The 16,419-nt window shown below is 44.8% G+C and carries 13 protein-coding genes and 1 pseudogene; 1 reads left to right on the forward strand and 13 read right to left on the reverse strand.

Annotated features, from left to right (window positions below):
* The 3 genes and pseudogenes from K4H96_RS08520 to K4H96_RS08530 form a co-directional block, all read right to left on the reverse strand.
* Nucleotides 1-214, reverse strand: a pseudogene (locus K4H96_RS08520) (alanine dehydrogenase); the annotation flags it as partial.
* Entirely contained in the window at nt 199-909 is a 711-nt protein-coding gene (locus tag K4H96_RS08525) for a hypothetical protein (RefSeq protein WP_227956469.1), read from the reverse strand. The gene K4H96_RS08525 and the pseudogene K4H96_RS08520, both read right to left, overlap by 16 nt.
* 87 nt (nt 910-996) lie before the next feature.
* The gene (locus K4H96_RS08530) at nt 997-5,385 is read right to left on the reverse strand and encodes a PolC-type DNA polymerase III (protein WP_223337671.1); all 4,389 of its coding nucleotides are present in this window, start codon (nt 5,383-5,385) and stop codon (nt 997-999) included.
* A 165-nt stretch (nt 5,386-5,550) separates the two neighbouring features.
* On the opposite strand from K4H96_RS08530, the gene K4H96_RS08535 reads away from it, so the two are divergent.
* On the forward strand, nt 5,551-6,093 hold the full coding sequence (locus tag K4H96_RS08535; RefSeq protein WP_223337672.1) for a DUF1307 domain-containing protein: 543 nt from the start codon (nt 5,551-5,553) through the stop codon (nt 6,091-6,093).
* A gap of 83 nt (nt 6,094-6,176) precedes the next feature.
* Here K4H96_RS08535 and K4H96_RS08540 read toward each other — a convergent pair whose 3' ends face one another.
* The 10 genes from K4H96_RS08540 to K4H96_RS08580 all read right to left on the reverse strand — a co-directional run bounded on the left by K4H96_RS08540 (nt 6,177) and on the right by K4H96_RS08580 (nt 16,234).
* Nucleotides 6,177-6,557 carry a PH domain-containing protein gene (locus tag K4H96_RS08540; protein WP_032905620.1) on the reverse strand — a complete coding sequence of 127 codons (381 nt, stop codon included), beginning with the start codon at nt 6,555-6,557 and terminating at the stop codon, nt 6,177-6,179.
* Nucleotides 6,558-6,647: 90 nt separating this feature from the next.
* Nucleotides 6,648-8,498: a proline--tRNA ligase gene (locus K4H96_RS08545; protein ID WP_223337673.1), complete on the reverse strand. Its 1,851-nt coding sequence runs from the start codon at nt 8,496-8,498 to the stop codon at nt 6,648-6,650.
* Nucleotides 8,499-8,563: 65 nt separating this feature from the next.
* The gene (gene rseP / locus K4H96_RS08550; RefSeq protein WP_223337674.1) at nt 8,564-9,820 is read right to left on the reverse strand and encodes an RIP metalloprotease RseP; all 1,257 of its coding nucleotides are present in this window, start codon (nt 9,818-9,820) and stop codon (nt 8,564-8,566) included.
* 227 nt (nt 9,821-10,047) lie between these two features.
* Nucleotides 10,048-10,851 carry a phosphatidate cytidylyltransferase gene (locus tag K4H96_RS08555; RefSeq protein WP_111675265.1) on the reverse strand — a complete coding sequence of 268 codons (804 nt, stop codon included), beginning with the start codon at nt 10,849-10,851 and terminating at the stop codon, nt 10,048-10,050.
* A gap of 18 nt (nt 10,852-10,869) precedes the next feature.
* Entirely contained in the window at nt 10,870-11,619 is a 750-nt protein-coding gene (locus tag K4H96_RS08560) for an isoprenyl transferase (protein ID WP_223337675.1), read from the reverse strand.
* A gap of 230 nt (nt 11,620-11,849) precedes the next feature.
* Nucleotides 11,850-12,185 carry a preprotein translocase subunit YajC gene (gene yajC, locus K4H96_RS08565; RefSeq protein WP_223337676.1) on the reverse strand — a complete coding sequence of 112 codons (336 nt, stop codon included), beginning with the start codon at nt 12,183-12,185 and terminating at the stop codon, nt 11,850-11,852.
* Between the two features lie 177 nt (nt 12,186-12,362).
* A complete protein-coding gene (tkt, locus tag K4H96_RS08570) occupies nt 12,363-14,339 on the reverse strand; it encodes a transketolase (RefSeq protein ID WP_223337677.1) in 1,977 nt (658 codons plus the stop codon).
* A gap of 549 nt (nt 14,340-14,888) precedes the next feature.
* Entirely contained in the window at nt 14,889-15,146 is a 258-nt protein-coding gene (locus tag K4H96_RS08575; protein WP_002893837.1) for a hypothetical protein, read from the reverse strand.
* 418 nt (nt 15,147-15,564) lie between these two features.
* Nucleotides 15,565-15,930, reverse strand: a complete 366-nt coding sequence (locus K4H96_RS12385) for a CPBP family glutamic-type intramembrane protease (RefSeq protein ID WP_404969054.1) — start codon at nt 15,928-15,930, stop codon at nt 15,565-15,567.
* Between the two features lie 25 nt (nt 15,931-15,955).
* Nucleotides 15,956-16,234 (reverse strand): CAAX protease, encoded by a 279-nt coding sequence (locus K4H96_RS08580; RefSeq protein WP_223337679.1) that lies wholly within the window; start codon nt 16,232-16,234, stop codon nt 15,956-15,958.
* Nucleotides 16,235-16,419: the final 185 nt, after the last annotated feature.

Here is a 16,419-nt window from a genome sequence, read left to right on the forward strand (position 1 = left end):
CCTTCGCACCAGGGATGAGTACTGCGCCAATCACGACATCTGCTTCTCGAACGCTAGCTTCGATATTGAACGGATTAGACATAAGGGTCTGGATTTGATGACCGAAGACATCTTCTAGGACAGCCAGGCGCTTAGCGCTGATATCCAAAATAGTCACTTGAGCACCTAGTCCTAGAGCGATACGAGCGGCATGGGTCCCTACGACTCCGCCAAAAAAATATATATTCTTCCCCCCGTTGCTTCCACAATATTATTTTTTAATTCCTCTTTTTTTCTAGGTTGCATAGTTGAATAGTCCTTTATTATCACTAAACGCTGTTCTGACTCAAAATTAACTGAAAACCCATCTTTCAAAATAGTCTTACACTTGACATTTAACAACCTCATCAAATATTTAATAGCAAATTTTTTACCAGTTCCTAAAGAACCTTTGAAAATTAAAAACTGATTTTCAACAAGGACCTTTTCTTTCTTCCGCCTTCTTTCCTTTTGATTATTAAAAAACATTTTTAGTTTTAAAACATACTCTTGAAAGTCATTCAAACCTATAATATTTAAGCCTTCGCATTCTAAATCAGTAATAGCAAAGCCATCAGAATTTGAAAGCTCTCTTTCATCTGAATAAAGAAAAAGCTGACCTATTTGAACTGAATACTTGTTCCCCACCTCCTTTAAATATTCTCTTTTACTGATAGATTTAACTTTAAAATCAGCGTGTTCTTCTTCATTAAACCCCAAAGTTTTTAGCTTATCAAACAAATCCTCTTTGGTATATTCTGTTACTCCGACAACGTAAAGACWTGTCTGGCTTTTGAAACAATAAAACCATTGATTATCTTTGATAAAATCCTCATCTGCTTCTTTAATATTTTTATTCATTTTCCTAAATTCTATTTGATAAAAAAACATCTCTTCCCCCATCTACTATTTACTAAAATAAAGATAGCAAAAAAGATGGACAAATTTTGTCCATCTTTTAACTTTTTTTGAATTATTTTAGAAAAATTCATCAAACAGACTCAACTGGTTATCCTCTGGCATATTACCCAGAATGCCCATGTCGTCCATTTTTTCGACTAGGGTGCTAGAGAGACCGCCGCGCTTGCGGAGCTCTGTCTTGGAGAGGAATTCGCCTTCTTCCCGAGCTCTGACCACTTGGCGGGCAACGTTGTCACCCAGACCGTCCATAGCGGAGAATGGTGGGATAAGGGTATCCTCTTCGATGAGAAACTCAGTCGCATGGCTCTTGTAGAGATCCAGCTTTCCGAATTTGAAGCCCCGCTCCAGCATTTCATTGACGATTTCTAGAGTCGTATAAAGGTCAATTTCTACATTGGAGGCTTCGTTGTTCTTACGCTTCTCAGCGATTTCGTTCATCCGGCGCTTGACGGCATCAAGACCACCACTCATGGTCTTGATATCAAAGGCCTTGGCTCGGATGGAGAAATAAGCACAGTAGTAATAAATCGGATGATGCACCTTGAAATAGGCCACCCGCAGGGCCATCATAACGTAGGCTGCCGCATGGGCCTTGGGGAACATGTACTTGATCTTTCCACAGGACTCGATGTACCACTCTGGCACATTGTTTTCCTTCATGGCTGCGATATAGCCATTGCGCTCTTCTTCAGAAATTTTCAGCCAAAGGCCCTTCCGCACGCGCTCCATAATCGTAAAGGCCATCTTAGGATCCAAGCCCTTGTGCATGAGGTAAACCATGATATCATCCCGACAGCCGATAACGGTGGACAGGTCAGCAATCCCTTGCTTGATCAAGTCTTGAGCATTGCCCAGCCAAACGTCCGTACCATGAGAGAGACCAGATAGCTGTAAGAGCTCGGCAAAAGTTGTCGGATGGGTCTCATCAACCATGCCCCGTACAAAATTGGTCCCAAACTCCGGAATCCCCAGCATACCAGTCGGCGTACCGATTTGCTCCTGAGTCACACCCAGGATATCTGTTCCAGAAAAGAGGGCCATGACACCGGTATCATCCATAGGAATGTCATTTGGATCAATACCAGATAAGTCCTGAAGCTTCCGAATCATGGTCGGATCATCGTGTCCCAGAACGTCTAGCTTGAGGACATTTTCATCAATATCGTGGAAGTTAAAGTGGGTGGTCTGCCACTCGGCCGTCACATCATCAGCTGGATATTGGACCGGTGTAAAGTCATAAACATCCATATAGTTAGGGATAACAACGATTCCGCCCGGGTGTTGTCCAGTTGTCCGCTTGACTCCGGCAGCTCCCTGCGCCAGACGCTCAACTTCGGCGTCTCGGTAGAACTTCCCGTAGTCGCGCTCATAGCCCTTGACAAATCCATAGGCCGTCTTAGCCGCAACGGTACCAACGGTTCCAGCCCGAAAGGCGTATTCTGAACCAAAGATATCCCGCACGTCCAAATGGGCGCTTGGCTGATCTTCTCCGGAGAAGTTCAAGTCAATATCGGGTACCTTGTCCCCGTCAAATCCAAGGAAAGTCTCAAATGGAATATCCTGACCGTTCTTGCTCAGCTTGCGGCCGCACTCTGGACAGTCCTTATCCGGCATATCAAAGCCAGAACCATAGGAGCCGTCCGTGATGAACTCGCTGTATTGGCATTTGCCACAGACATAGTGGGGTGACAAGGGATTAACCTCGGTAATCCCAATCATGGTCGCGACAAAGCTGGATCCGACTGACCCCCGCGAGCCTACCAGATAGCCCCGCTCATTGGAGCGTTGCACCAGCATCTGCGAAGCCAGATAAATCACGGCGAAGCCATTCCCCAAGATGGAGGTCAGCTCTTTTTCAATCCGCAAGTCCACGATATCTGGCAGCGGATTGCCATAAATCTCAAAAGCTTTTTGATAGGTCAGCTCGGCAACTGTCTCCTCAGCCTTGTCAATGAAAGGCGTATAGAGGTCGCCCTTGACCACCTCTACCAGCTCAAAAGTTTCCGCCAGCTGATTTGGATTGGTGATGACCAGCTTCTTAGCCAAGTCCTCTCCTAGAAAGGCAAACTCGTCCAACATCTCATTGGTGGTCCGAAAATGAGCCTTAGGAAGCGGAGCCGGCTGGGCATTTTCACCATGGCCAATGGTCCGGTTAATCATGGCTCCCTGACCGAGACTCCGTACGATAATCTCACGGTAGATCTCTTCTTCCGGCTCGATATAGTGGACGTTCCCCGTCGCAAGGACAGGCTTGCCCAAGCGATCGCCAACCTCAATCAGATTGCGAATTATGGTCTGCAGTTCTTCCTGGTCCTTGATCTGCTCTTTGGCAATCAGCGGCTCATAGATAGCCGGCGGCATGACCTCGATAAAGTCATAATACTTGGCTACTTCGACAGCCGCATCCACCCCCTGAGAGACAACAGCGTCATAGACTTCGCCTTCTGAGCAGGCTGAGCCCAGAATCAGTCCTTCACGATGGGCATCCAGCACGGTCCGTGGAATCCGCGGGACGCCTTCAAAATACTTGGTATTGGACAGACTAACTAACTTGAAAATATTCTTGAGCCCCGTCTGATTTTTCACATAAATGGTCGCATGCTTGACCCGAGCCTTCTTGTAAGAATTCTCATCGACCAGATCCGTATTCAAATCCTTAAGATTGGTCACACCATGCTTTTCAGCCACATCCTTGATAAAGATAAAGAGGAGGCGGCCCGTCGCTTCCGCGTCATAGTTAGCCATGTGGTGGTGCTCCAGAGCAATCTGGAAACGCTTGGTCAAAGGCCCCAAACCATGACGCTTATACTCTGGATAGAGGTTGCGGGCAAATTCCAGCGTGTCAATAACTGGCTGAGTGATTTTCGGCAGGCCATGCCGCTCATAATTGACATTCATAAAGCCCACGTCAAAGGTGGCATTATGGGCAACGAGGACACTGTCCTGGCAAAATTCCTGAAACTCTTTCAGCACCTGCTCCAGTGGCTTGGCATTGCGGACATGCTCATCAGTAATCCCAGTCAAGTCCGTCGTAAAGGCCGACAGAGGATGCCCAGGATTGATAAACTCATCAAACTCAGCGATGATATTGCCCTTGTGCATCTTGCTGGCCGCAACTTGAATCAAGTCATTGTAGACCGCTGAAAGCCCTGTTGTTTCCACGTCAAAGACTACATAGGTCGCATCACTCAGCTCCATGTCCACTTCATTGTAGACGATGGGCACCCTGTCTTCTACAATATTGGCCTCCATGCCGTAAATCAGCTGGATACCAGCTTTCTTGGCAGCCTTGTAGCCATGGGGAAAGCTCTGCACATTGCCATGGTCGGTAATGGCGACAGCCTTGTGGCCCCACTTGGCGGCCGTTGCCACGATTTCCTCCACCTCAGGCAGGGCGTCCATAGTAGACATATTGGTATGGGCGTGAAACTCAACCCGCTTCTGGCCCTCAGGCATCAAATCCTTGCGCTCATAGTGGGTAACGGCCTGCACATCCTGCACATTCATCGTCAGGTCGCGGGTGAAATTGTTCATCTCCACATTTCCCCGCACACGCAGCCAGGCACCTTTCTTAATCATGTCAAACTTCTTGGCTTCTTCTTCGTTTTTCATCCATTTCTGCAAGGAGAAGCTGGAAGTGTAGTCTGTCATCTTGAAATTGAGCAAGACCCGGCCGGTCCGAGTAACTTTCTGCTCCAGATCAAAGACCATTCCTTCAAAGACCAGACGGTTTTCTTCAGTCTGAACTTCAATCATAGGGGTAATCTCTGCCTTGTCTAGCTTTGGCTTAGCCGCAGCCTTGCGAGCTTGGAAGTCATAGGCTGGCTTTTCCTCTGGCGGTGGTGCCATCTGCTGTAGGGATTCCATGGCTTTGAGCGCCTCTTCATTGGCCGCCTGGACAATCTTGTCATTCTCCGCCTGGAAATTCTCCGCTTGCTGCTGGGTCAGCTCATCGCTGTGCTGAACCTGACAGGTCAACTGAGGAAAGCCGTACTTGACCAGCTGCTGGCTGAGATTGGGAAGATGATTCTTGCGAAAATGCTCCGTATCAATGGTTGAAGCTCCCTCAATCAACAGCTTGTCCCCATCCAAATGAACCCGCAAATCCTGATACAGACTCTTGAAGCCATGGCTGGCACATGGACCTTCCTCAAAGGCCAGCTGGTAATATGCCTGCAAGAGCTCATCCGATACCTGGGGAGCCTGACAGTGAATTTCAAAAATAGCTTGATTGCCTGTCTTCGAAAACTCTTGAGCTAGGCGTTTCTGCAATTCTCGAAAAATCTCAATGGGCAGAATATTCGCAAAAGAAAAATGAAACTCCCAGACCCGACTGACCTTGTGGACCAGAACCTTCTCAATTTCTGCATTCAAAAAGGCCTCTGAATTTCTCATTTCCAGTGGCATATCCAGCTGATTCATTAAAATTTCAAACTTGTTTGACATGACATTTCCTCGTACAGTAGTGACCCTATTTTACCATAAATCAGCACTTTTTTCGACAGAAAAAGGACAGGCAATGCTCAGCTCCCCATATAATTATCAAGACTTTTTTCTTGGTCCTAAGTTATGATATAATAGAAAAAACATTTACCTAAAGGAGTCTTAACTGTGAAGAAAATCTTACTAGCTAGCATCTGTCTACTGACCCTAACTGCTTGTAGCACGACCAGTCAGAATAAGCAAGAAAATACACCCAAGCAAAGTCAGAGTCAAAGTAAAACCAAAGAAGAAAAGACACAGACGAAAACTTTTTCTAATAAAATTGATGAGTATTATACTAATTCAGTTAAACTTTTCTATACTAAAGACAAGATCCTATCTTTCCAGCTCATTTCCAGCCAAGCCATCCCTGAAGAAAATCAAAAAATGAGCGTTGAAGAATTAACGAAATCCTATAGAGAAGATCTTAAGAAAAGTCCCATGATTGAAAATCAAGAAAAGCTAAAAGGACTTAAAATTCATCTTAAAATTTCTGAAGACAAGAAAAACGCTATAGCCATTTTTGACTTTGATCTCAATAAAATAGATCAAGAACAGTTGATTCAATCAGCAAGTGACTCTGAAAGTAGTCAGACTTTCTTCAGGAAACTTCAAGATAAACCAGAAGTTGTCTTTGATTATTTGAAGGGGCAAGGACTTAAAGAAGAATAAAAAAGCTTTCTGAGTGATTTAACTTTATAGTTAATGCTCAGAAGGCTTTTCTGTTTATTTTTAAATCCCAAAGGGGCAATATGCTATCTTAAGACTGCTTCTGCCAAGGCTTTTTGGATAGCGATGACGCTGCGGTCGCTGGTAAATTGCAGGACTTCTGCTGGCTCTTGAGCGCTGGAAACCCAAATTTTCAGCTCGGCATCTAAGTCGAAATGGCCGGCTGTTTCCACTGAGAAGCGACTGATAGAGCGATAAGGAAAAGACTTATAAGAAGTCTTTTTGCCAGTCATTCCCTGCTTGTCGACCAAGATTAAACGCTTATCTGTAAAGACAATCAAGTCACGAATGAGGCTAAAAGCCAGTTCCACATTCTCTGTTGTTGTCAGAATATCCTCTAATTGTCTTTCTGTTTTTTCAATATCTTTCTGAGAGGCATTGCCTAATAAACCGCTGAATAATCCCATCATTCGGTCCTCCAATCTATTTTTTCCTACTATAGCATTTTCACCTCCAATAAGCAAAAGAAAACCGCCAGATAAAACTGGCAGTTTGTTTTATTTTGTCAAAATAGACAAGGTTTCTAGCAGATTATCGGAGTGGACTTCAATGGTATCGCCAGTAGCTTTAATCTTGACTTCGACAATGCCTTCTGCAGCTTTCTTACCAACTGTCACACGGATTGGGAGACCAATCAAATCGCTGTCACTGAACTTAACACCAGCACGCTCATTGCGATCATCCACCAAGACCTCATAACCAGCACTTAGCAAGTTAGCCTCGATTTTGTCAGTTAGAGCCACGGCTTCCTCGTCCTTGACATTGACCGGAATCAAGTGCACATCAAATGGTGCTAGCTCTTTCGGGAAGTTGATGCCCCAAGCATAGCGGAATTCACCCTTAGGTGTTTTATTGACAAAGAGACGGGCATGCTGCTCCATAACAGCAGACAGGAGACGGCTGACACCGATTCCGTAGCAACCCATAATCATCGGTACTGCTCGTCCATTTTCGTCCAAGACATTAGCGTTCATGCTGTCAGAGTAGCGAGTTCCCAGTTTGAAGATGTGCCCAATCTCAATACCACGAGCAAACTTGAGGACACCTTGGCCGTCTGGCGAAATTTCACCTTCACGAACCTCACGGATATCCACATACTCAGCGGTAAAGTCACGACCTGGATTGACACCGGTCAAGTGGTAACCATCTTCGTTAGCGCCAACCACAGCGTTAGCCAGGTCTTGCACCTTGCGGTCAGCGATGATTCTCACGCCTTCTGGCAGATTGACTGGCCCTAGTGAGCCAAATCCCGCACCCAAGAGCTGACGGACTTGATCTTCACTCGCCACATCAAAGAAATCCGCTGCCAAATGATTTTTCAGCTTGACTTCATTAAGCTGGTCATTGCCGACCAAAAGTGCTACGACAGGAGACTCGTCAGCCATGTAAACCAAGGTCTTGATTGTCTGGCTTTCATCTAGCCCAAGGAAGGCAGCAACTTCGTCAATGGTCTTGCAGTCAGGCGTTGAAACGCGGTCAACTTCTTCCTCAGTCACGACACGTCCTGCTGGCTTGTATTCATCCGTCGCCATTTCAAGGTTGGCAGCATAGCTAGACTCACTGGAGTAGGCAATAGTATCCTCACCAGATACCATCCAGCTGGTCAATTCTGTCCGAATAGCTTCCTGAACATCCTCAGGAATTTCATCAAAGCTGGCTACAGACTTGTCCAAGACAACCCAGCGATTCAAATCTGTCCGGTCTGGCGTAATAGCCATGAATTCTTGGCTGTCCTTGCCCCCCATGGCACCACCATCGCCGATAATGGCTTTGAAATCCAGCTCGTTGCGGGTAAAGATTTTCTCATAGGCAGACTTGTATTCATCATAAGCTACATCCAAGCTGTCATAGTTAGCGTGGAAACTGTAGGCATCTTTCATGATAAACTCACGCGTCCGCAAGAGCCCGTTACGAGGACGCTTTTCATCACGGTATTTAGGCTGAATCTGATAGAGATTGAGCGGCAGCTGTTTGTAGGATTTAACCGAATCACGGACGATAGCCGTAAAGGTTTCCTCATGGGTTGGCCCTAGGATAAAGTCTGATTTCTCACGATTTTTCAGCTTGTAGAGGTCTTCACCATAGGTCTCATAACGGCCAGACTCGCGCCAGAGGTCTGCACTGAGCAGGGCTGGCGCCAGCATCTCCACTGCACCAATCTTGTCAAACTCTTCCCGCATGATTCTTTTGGCTTTTTCAATCACGCGATTGGCCAGCGGCAGATAAGAATAGACCCCAGCTGAAACCTGACGGACATAGCCAGCCCGCAGCATCAGAGCGTGACTGATTACTTGAGCATCGCTAGGCATCTCACGCAGGGTTGGAATTAACATTTTACTTTGTTTCATAAAAACAAAACTCCTTGACTTTCATTGAATAATTTCTTTTTCATGGCTTCAAGAACCTTAGGCTCTTAGAAGAATAATTTCATAATATCGTTCCAGGTAACGGCAATCATCAGGATGACCATAATAGCCACTCCAGACAGAGTGATATAGGTCTCCGTTTCTCTTTTCAGCGGTTTTCTGCGGATAGCCTCCAGAATATTGAGGACGATTTTTCCGCCATCCAAGGCTGGAATGGGAATCAGGTTGAAAATACCGATATTGAGCGACAGCATGGCCAAAAGGCTGAGGACTGCTGGCAAGCCTTGCTCTGCAGCCTGACTGCTGAAATTGTAAATAGCGACTGGTCCACCCAGCTTATTGATATTGAAATTGAAGACGATATCTTTCAGAGCTGACAAAATGCGCACCGTAGTAGACCAAGCTGCAGTAAAACCGCCAACTACCTTGTCCCAAAAGCCTGTCTTGACCGTTGGAGATACCCCTAGCAGATAACGATTGCCGTCTTTTTTAGGCTGTACGGTAATCTCTTTCGTTTCGCTGCCGTGTTTGTAGGTAACAGACAAGGTCGGCGCTTCCTTGCTCTTGCCTGTGATTTTCGCCAGAGCACTGGTTAGATCCGCCCAATTGTTAATCTCATAGTCATTAATCTTAAGGATTTGGTCATTATTTTGAACCCCAGCAGCTGCTATAGCACTACCATCCATAACTTGGAAATGATTGCTGTTTTCATCGCGAACGCCGCCCTGAACAAAGGCCAGCAGCATAAATACCAGCACACTCAGGATGAAGTTATTCATAGGCCCAGCAAAGTTGGTGATGAGACGGCCCCAGATACTAGCATTTTGATACTGAACGTCCAGCGGTGCAATCCGCACCTCAGTGCCGTCTTCTTCAACAATCGTTGCATCATGATCTACTGCATAAGTCTTGAGCTCGTCAAGGACAAGACCAGTGATTTCCAGCTTTTCCTCAAAGTCAAAGCCAGTCACATTCATGGGCAGAGCTGTCTGGTCAACCTTTTTGCCAGAGAGATTGATACGAACCACCTTTCCCTCTGCATCCAAGGTCAGACTAGCCGGTGTTCCCACCTTAATGTCAGTGGAGTCTTCCCCCCAGCCGGCCATGCGCACATAGCCCCCCAAGGGTAAGATCCGAATCGTGTAGGCCGTCCCGTCCTTGCCAATATGGGAGAAAATCTTGGGTCCCATGCCGATAGCGAACTCTCTGACCAAAATGCCGGACTTCTTCGCAAAGTAGAAGTGTCCGAACTCATGGACCACCACAATGATCCCAAAAATAATAATAAAGGTTATAAACTGCATGGACTTCTATATTTTACCTTTCCTAGAAATCTTATTTTTTCTTTAAATCAAAGAAGGAGCAGAAAACGGCCAAATACCGAGCTTCCCGCTCCTGCATAGCTGACACTCTTGAAAATAAGTTAGAAGCTCAATTCAAAATTTTTGAGCTCCAAATCCCAGTTTCTTCTCAGATTGTGCGGTCGTTAGACAAGCTTGCCGTCCCTTGCTTTCAGCTATGCTCGACTGTCTTAGAACAAGCCGAAGAAATGCATCAGCGGAAAGACGAAGAGAAGGCTGTCAAAACGATCCAAAACACCGCCGTGGCCAGGAATGAATTTACCAGAATCCTTGACCCCGAAATGACGCTTGACTGAGCTTTCGACCAAATCACCCAACTGACCGGCAATACTAAAGAGCACTGCCAGAATCAAAAAGACAAAGGCATTATAAGGTGCGTACACTTGCGGTCGAACCAACATAAAAATCCCAGTCACTAGAACGGCTGATAGAATGCCGCCCAGGCTTCCTTCAATAGTCTTATTAGGAGAAACTCTCGGCGCCAGCTTTCTTTTCCCAAAACGCACCCCGACCAGATAAGCTCCGCTGTCAGTAGCCCAGACGATAAAGAGAGCTAGCAGGACCTTGTCAATATTCATCAAGCGGGCATCAATCAAGGCATTAAAACCAAGACCGACATAAAAACTAGCTGCAATCGGATAAGCCGCATCTTCAAAGGTATAGTTGGAACCTAGAACAGTAGAAATCAGCAGAAGGAAGACGACCAAGCCATAGGCCACGACATTGCCATCCACCGGCAGAAACTTCAGATAGTTCTCCAGGGGCAGGGTTAGGACAAAGGCTGCCAGCATGGCTAAGACACCTTCGATGGTCGCTGTCGGCAGACCTTTCATTTGGAGGAATTCATGCACCGCAAGCATAGCCAGCAGGCCCACAAAAATCTGAAAGATAACTCCTCCTGTCAATACCAGAGGAATAAAAATAGCAAGAGCGATTCCTCCAAAGATTAGACGTTTTTGTAAATTTTTACTCATACTCTTTTACTTTCTCCCTTAAACACCGCCAAAGCGTCGATTCCGACGGCTGTATTCTGCAATTGCAGCCTTCAAAGCCTTCTCATCAAAGTCAGGCCAGAGAATATCCGTAAAATACAGCTCACTGTAGGCTGACTGCCAAGGCAGAAAATTACTGAGGCGCAACTCTCCACTGGTCCGAATCACCAAATCCGGATCGCGTAGCATCTTAGGCAAGTTGCTGGTATAGAGGTAGTTGCCAATGACTTCCTCAGTAATGTCACCGGGGCTGAGTTTGGCATCCAGAACATCCTGAGCAATTAGTTTAACCGCCTGATTGATCTCATATCGACCACCGTAGTTTAGGGCAAAATTGAGAATCAAGCCTGTATTGAGCTTGGTCAGGCTTTCGGCCTTTTCCAGAGCTTCAAATGTCGCCTTAGGAAGCTTAGCCGTATCACCAATCATCTGGATTTTAACATTGTTCTTGTGCAGATCCGGCACATAGCGGTCGTAAAATTCAACCGGCAGATTCATAATAAAAGAAACTTCCTTTTCCGGCCGAGACCAATTTTCCGTTGAAAAGGCATAGACAGTCAAGACCTGAACACCCATTTCCTTGGCAGCAATCGTCACCCTTTGCAAGGTTTCCATGCCAGCCTTATGACCGAACACGCGCGGTTGCATCCTTTTTTTGGCCCAGCGGCCGTTGCCATCCATAATGACAGCAATGTGTTTGGGAACATTCAGCGGTGCGTTCAGTTTTTCTTTTTTCTTAAAACTAAACATACTTTTTATCCTATTTAAAGTTTTGTCAGTTCATTATATCATAAATCCTTGGAATGTGGGCAATTCATCCGCTTTTTCAAACCCGAGGATATAAAATAAGGACAGAATGTCAACCAGAGAATCCAAACTCACCCAGCCTGTCCAAACTGCGAGGCAGATAAGGTTGCAATCAAACACCTCCTAAACGTATGAGTCAAAACAAAAAAACAGCCCGCAAGCTGTTTATTTCTTTACTCTTCAATCGCTGATTCTTCCTCGGGAAGGTCAAGGCTTCCTTCACCGCCAGCAACAGCAGGAGTGCCCTCAGTCAATGGCAGTACAGTTTTAATAGCTGTCAGTTCAAAGGTCAGGTAAACACCGTCCACATCCAGAACAACTGTTTTCTTGTCTGTGTCCACTTCATCTACTGTTCCGTATAAACCGCCGATGGTAATGACTTCATAACCCTTTTGCAGCTTGTTAAGGCTTTCCATACGCTGCTGAGCCTGTTTCTTTTGGGCACGCATCTGGAAATAAGTCATCCCTACCAGTACAACCGCAAATACAATAAGCATAATTGGATTCATATCTTTTCTCCTTCGAATGTCATATATGAACTACTATAGCAGATTTCCCTTATTTTTACAAGACGATTCTGACTTTTCAGGCAAAGTCCGTCTCAAGTCGGATGAAGCATGACTGGCCTAACCACATTTTTTAAAAAGTAAAAATCAGGATGACTAACACCCTGATTTTATGTCTTTTTATTTAAGATTTTTAACAACTTCTGCTACATGCTCAACTGTAAAGCCATATTCTTCCAGAACCTTGCCTGCTGGAGCAGATGCACCGAACTGGTCGATTCCGATAACTGCACCGTCCAGACCGACATACTTGTACCAAGGCTGGCTGGCTGCCATCTCGATCGCTACGCGGCGACGAACTGCATTTGGCAGAATTTCTTCTTTGTAGGCTGCATCTTGAGCATCAAAAAGCTCTGTTGATGGCACGCTGACAACGCGGATTTTAGCGCCTTCTGCTGCAAGTGCTTTAGCAGCTGCAACAGCCAAATTAACCTCAGAACCAGAAGCCAGCAAGATGGTATCAAAATCTGCTCCTGTTTCGTAAACGACATAAGCGCCTTTAGCTACCTTGTCAAAGTTTGTTCCTTCTTCGACTGTCAGATTTTGACGGGTCAAGATCAGAGCAGTCGGAGTGGATTGACTCTTAAGGGCCAGGTACCAAGCTGCCTGAGTTTCACGCGCATCTGCTGGGCGGAAAACAGTCAGGTTTGGAATGGCACGCAGACCAGCCAAATGCTCAATCGGCTCATGTGTCGGACCGTCTTCACCAACTGCAATAGAGTCGTGTGTGAAGACATAAGTCACTGGCAAGCCTTGCAAAGCAGACAAACGAACAGCTGCCTTAACATAGTCTGAAAAGACGAAGAAGGTTCCACCGTAAACGCGAAGCCCACCATGAAGCGCCATACCGTTAAGAATTGTTCCCATGGCAAACTCGCGCACACCAAATTGGATGTTGCGGTTGAGACGGTGGGCCTCATCCTGCAGACCGTCTTCCTTGATGTAGGTCATATTGGAATGAGCCAAGTCAGCAGAACCGCCGAGGAAAGTTGGAAGCACCTTAGCTGCTGCATTGAGAGCATCCTGACTAGAATTACGGGTCGCTTGAGAGAAGCCATTTTCAAGCACTGGGAAGTCTTCTGGCTTAATCTCTACTGGATCTTGACCAGCAATGATAGCTGCTACTTCTTCTGCCAACTCTGGATGGGCTTGCTTGTAGTCCTCTACCAGCTGTTTCCAAGCATCGTATGCCGCTGCACCACGCTCTGCCACATTTGTACGGTAATCTGCATAGACTTCCTCAGGAATCTCAAATGGCGCATAGTCCCATCCCAAGGCTTTACGAGTAGCTTCCGCTTCTTCTGCTCCCAGAGGCGCACCGTGAACTGCATTCGTTCCTTGCTTGTTTGGAGAACCATAACCGATAACAGTCTTAACTTCAATCAAAGATGGTTTCCCGGAAGCTTTAGCTTCATTGATAGCTGCATCAATCGCTGCAAGGTCTGTTCCGTCTTCGACTAAAGCAGTATGCCAGCCGTATGCTTCATAGCGGGCACGAACATCTTCTGTAAAGGAATCCTTAGTCTCTCCATCTAGGTTAATATCATTTGAATCATAGAGAACAACCAGCTTGTCCAGCTTTTGCAGACCAGCGTAAGAAGCAGCTTCAGCTGAAACACCCTCCATCAAATCACCATCACCACAGATGACATAAGTGTAATGGTCGAAAATTGGATAGCCTTCACGATTATACTTAGCAGCCAAGAAACGCTCTGCCTGAGCAAATCCAGTAGCTGTAGAAATACCCTGTCCCAGTGGGCCAGTGGTGGCATCAACACCAGCTGTGTGACCAAACTCTGGGTGACCTGGTGTCTTAGAACCCCATTGGCGGAAGTTTTTGATTTCGTCCATGCTGACATCTTTAAAGCCAGACAGATGAAGCAAGGCATAAAGCAGCATAGAACCATGTCCTGCAGACAGGACGAAGCGATCGCGGTTAATCCAGTTTGGCTCTTCTGGATTGATACGCAATTGTTTAGTAAACAAGTCATAGGCCATCGGCGCAGCGCCCATGACTACACCAGGGTGACCTGACTTAGACTTTTCAATCGCGTCAATCCCTAAAAAGCGAATGGCATTAACTGATAATTGTGACATTAGATTCTCCTTATTTTTACTAAAATCTGTTCTGACATCAGAACAGGATAAACAATGGTCGTAGAAACGATAAAAATTGTCTCATATCTATTATAAGAAAATTATCCCTATATCGCAAGATAGGGATAATCTCATCTTTTTTATAGATTTATTATAAATCTTGAAAGCGGTAACAAAAAGACCAAGAATTACACAGGCGACTGTTCACTCTTGGACTGTCAAAAAAATCTGCCCATAAGGACAGATAAAAATAATTAAGTAAGCATGAATGCTCCTAAGTTCAATTGAGTCTTAGACTTGTTTCATTAAGTTTTAGCAGAACGTAGTTTCGCTTACGCTCAAACTGCATCTATGCCTCTAAGCTCTGCTCGGCTCTGCGAGCCGGCAATCGCTAAGAAATTAGCGGAACGTAGACTTCGCTTGCGCTCAGTCTGCATCAATGCCTCTAAATTCGACTGCGCCCTCGGCTTGTCTCATTAAGAGACATAGAAAAACCCAGCTATCCAAATGGTTAGCTGGGTTAGGGTTGAGCTACATCATAGTTTTAGACTATCCTGCGGCCTTTTGATGAATGGTGATGCCATATTTTTCATGGTTTTCTTCATACCAATTAATTAAGGCCATCGCAGTTTGATAAGTAATGTTCTTAATTTTGCTGGTCCCTTTAGTTAAAGTCAGGATACTCATCTTGCTGATGTTTGCATCCGTCGCAATTCGATAACTAGTTAAGGTTCCATTAACTAACAACTGAACAACAGCCTCGACTTTCCTATAGTCGGGCATGGTTGTAATATCCAACTTTTTCATAATTAAATCCTCTCCTAAAATTTAATTTACTAATCCATTATACACTTTTTTCTGACATTTACATATATAAAAACTTGAAAATGTACAAAAAATTAGAACAYAAYYYATTGAAATGTCAACTTTTTTCATTTTTACAGACTTTTGATAGCCTTTTACCTCTATTAAATAAAAAAAGAATCAACATTATCGTCTTTTGTTACTCTGTTAGCTCTACTTTCCATACTCCTGTTTTTTTCTCCATTTCCGTATAGCTAGACCAACTGTTAAATAAAGAATAGTCGGAATCATCCCCACTGAAAGCGAGAAGAGGAAAGCTTGATTTTTTTCTACCGAGACAAAGCCTAGTAATCGTAAAGGATTTATAACCGCATCTTCCATAATATGCATAATTACCAGTGGCCAGACAGACTTAGTAAGTCTAAAAATCTCTGTGTACATGACCGTCCAGCATACAACAGTTATCATCCCGCCCGATAAGGAAGAATGTAAGACTTCCAACCGGCAAGGTATTTTGGATTTCTCTCTCAGACAGAAACTTCATATTGTAAGACAGATGCCAAATCCACCAGATAAAGCCAACAAATAGATATAGTTTTAAGTCGGATAATTTTAATTTGATTAATTGATTAGTAAGATTTGCCCTCCAAACAGATTCTTCAAAAATATTTTTTATGAATTGAGTTCCGACCTGTGTTAGCAAGATTCCAAGATAGGACGTGAACTCAACCTTCACATCTGTCACTCTGATGCCTTGTGTCATCAGTCCCAAGAGTATCACTATCATCGTAACAAGAGGGTAGACTAAAAAACTAACAAGCTATAATTTTTTTGTTATTTTTAAAATTAATGGAAAAACCAGCCTCTTTCCAGCCGTCTCCGCCAAAGCTTCGAAGAAAGATGGTACAGGTTAACGTAGTTACCAGCCAAATCAGCATCCCTAAAGAGCCACTTCCTATCTCTGTTTCTATATTTTCGTAATGAGCCTGACCGGTTACTTTATCAACAACATAACCAACCCAGCCGCTTAGAGTGCTGAGAGTAGCAAAGATAATGACATTGTGTTTAAGTGTAGTTATGGACTGTTTCATAGCAATCTGCTTTCGTCAAAAATTATTCATCTCTCTTATTTGAGAGAAGCTAGGTTGATTCGAGTCATCGACTGCTTCAGCAATATCAAGGAGAATTTAGTCGAGATGTTGGGATAGATACTAATTTATTCACAGAAAGTAATTTGGAATTCCTACTTAACAAAAAAGACCTGCCTTCATCTAAG

Origin of the sequence: Streptococcus sanguinis, assembly GCF_020729765.1 — a bacterium.
Classification (GTDB): Bacteria; Bacillota; Bacilli; order Lactobacillales; family Streptococcaceae; genus Streptococcus; species Streptococcus sanguinis_Q.

Coding starts and splice junctions, on each gene's coding strand:
- K4H96_RS08530 (WP_223337671.1), bottom strand. CDS start 5,385: ATGTCAAACAAGTTTGAAATTTTAATGAATCAGCTGGATATGCCACTG.
- K4H96_RS08540 (WP_032905620.1), bottom strand. CDS start 6,557: ATGGGATTATTCAGCGGTTTATTAGGCAATGCCTCTCAGAAAGATATT.
- K4H96_RS08545 (WP_223337673.1), bottom strand. CDS start 8,498: ATGAAACAAAGTAAAATGTTAATTCCAACCCTGCGTGAGATGCCTAGC.
- rseP (WP_223337674.1), bottom strand. CDS start 9,820: ATGCAGTTTATAACCTTTATTATTATTTTTGGGATCATTGTGGTGGTC.
- K4H96_RS08555 (WP_111675265.1), bottom strand. CDS start 10,851: ATGAGTAAAAATTTACAAAAACGTCTAATCTTTGGAGGAATCGCTCTT.
- K4H96_RS08560 (WP_223337675.1), bottom strand. CDS start 11,619: ATGTTTAGTTTTAAGAAAAAAGAAAAACTGAACGCACCGCTGAATGTT.
- yajC (WP_223337676.1), bottom strand. CDS start 12,185: ATGAATCCAATTATGCTTATTGTATTTGCGGTTGTACTGGTAGGGATG.
- tkt (WP_223337677.1), bottom strand. CDS start 14,339: ATGTCACAATTATCAGTTAATGCCATTCGCTTTTTAGGGATTGACGCG.
- K4H96_RS08575 (WP_002893837.1), bottom strand. CDS start 15,146: ATGAAAAAGTTGGATATTACAACCATGCCCGACTATAGGAAAGTCGAG.
- K4H96_RS12385 (WP_404969054.1), bottom strand. CDS start 15,930: ATGATAGTGATACTCTTGGGACTGATGACACAAGGCATCAGAGTGACA.
- K4H96_RS08580 (WP_223337679.1), bottom strand. CDS start 16,234: ATGAAACAGTCCATAACTACACTTAAACACAATGTCATTATCTTTGCT.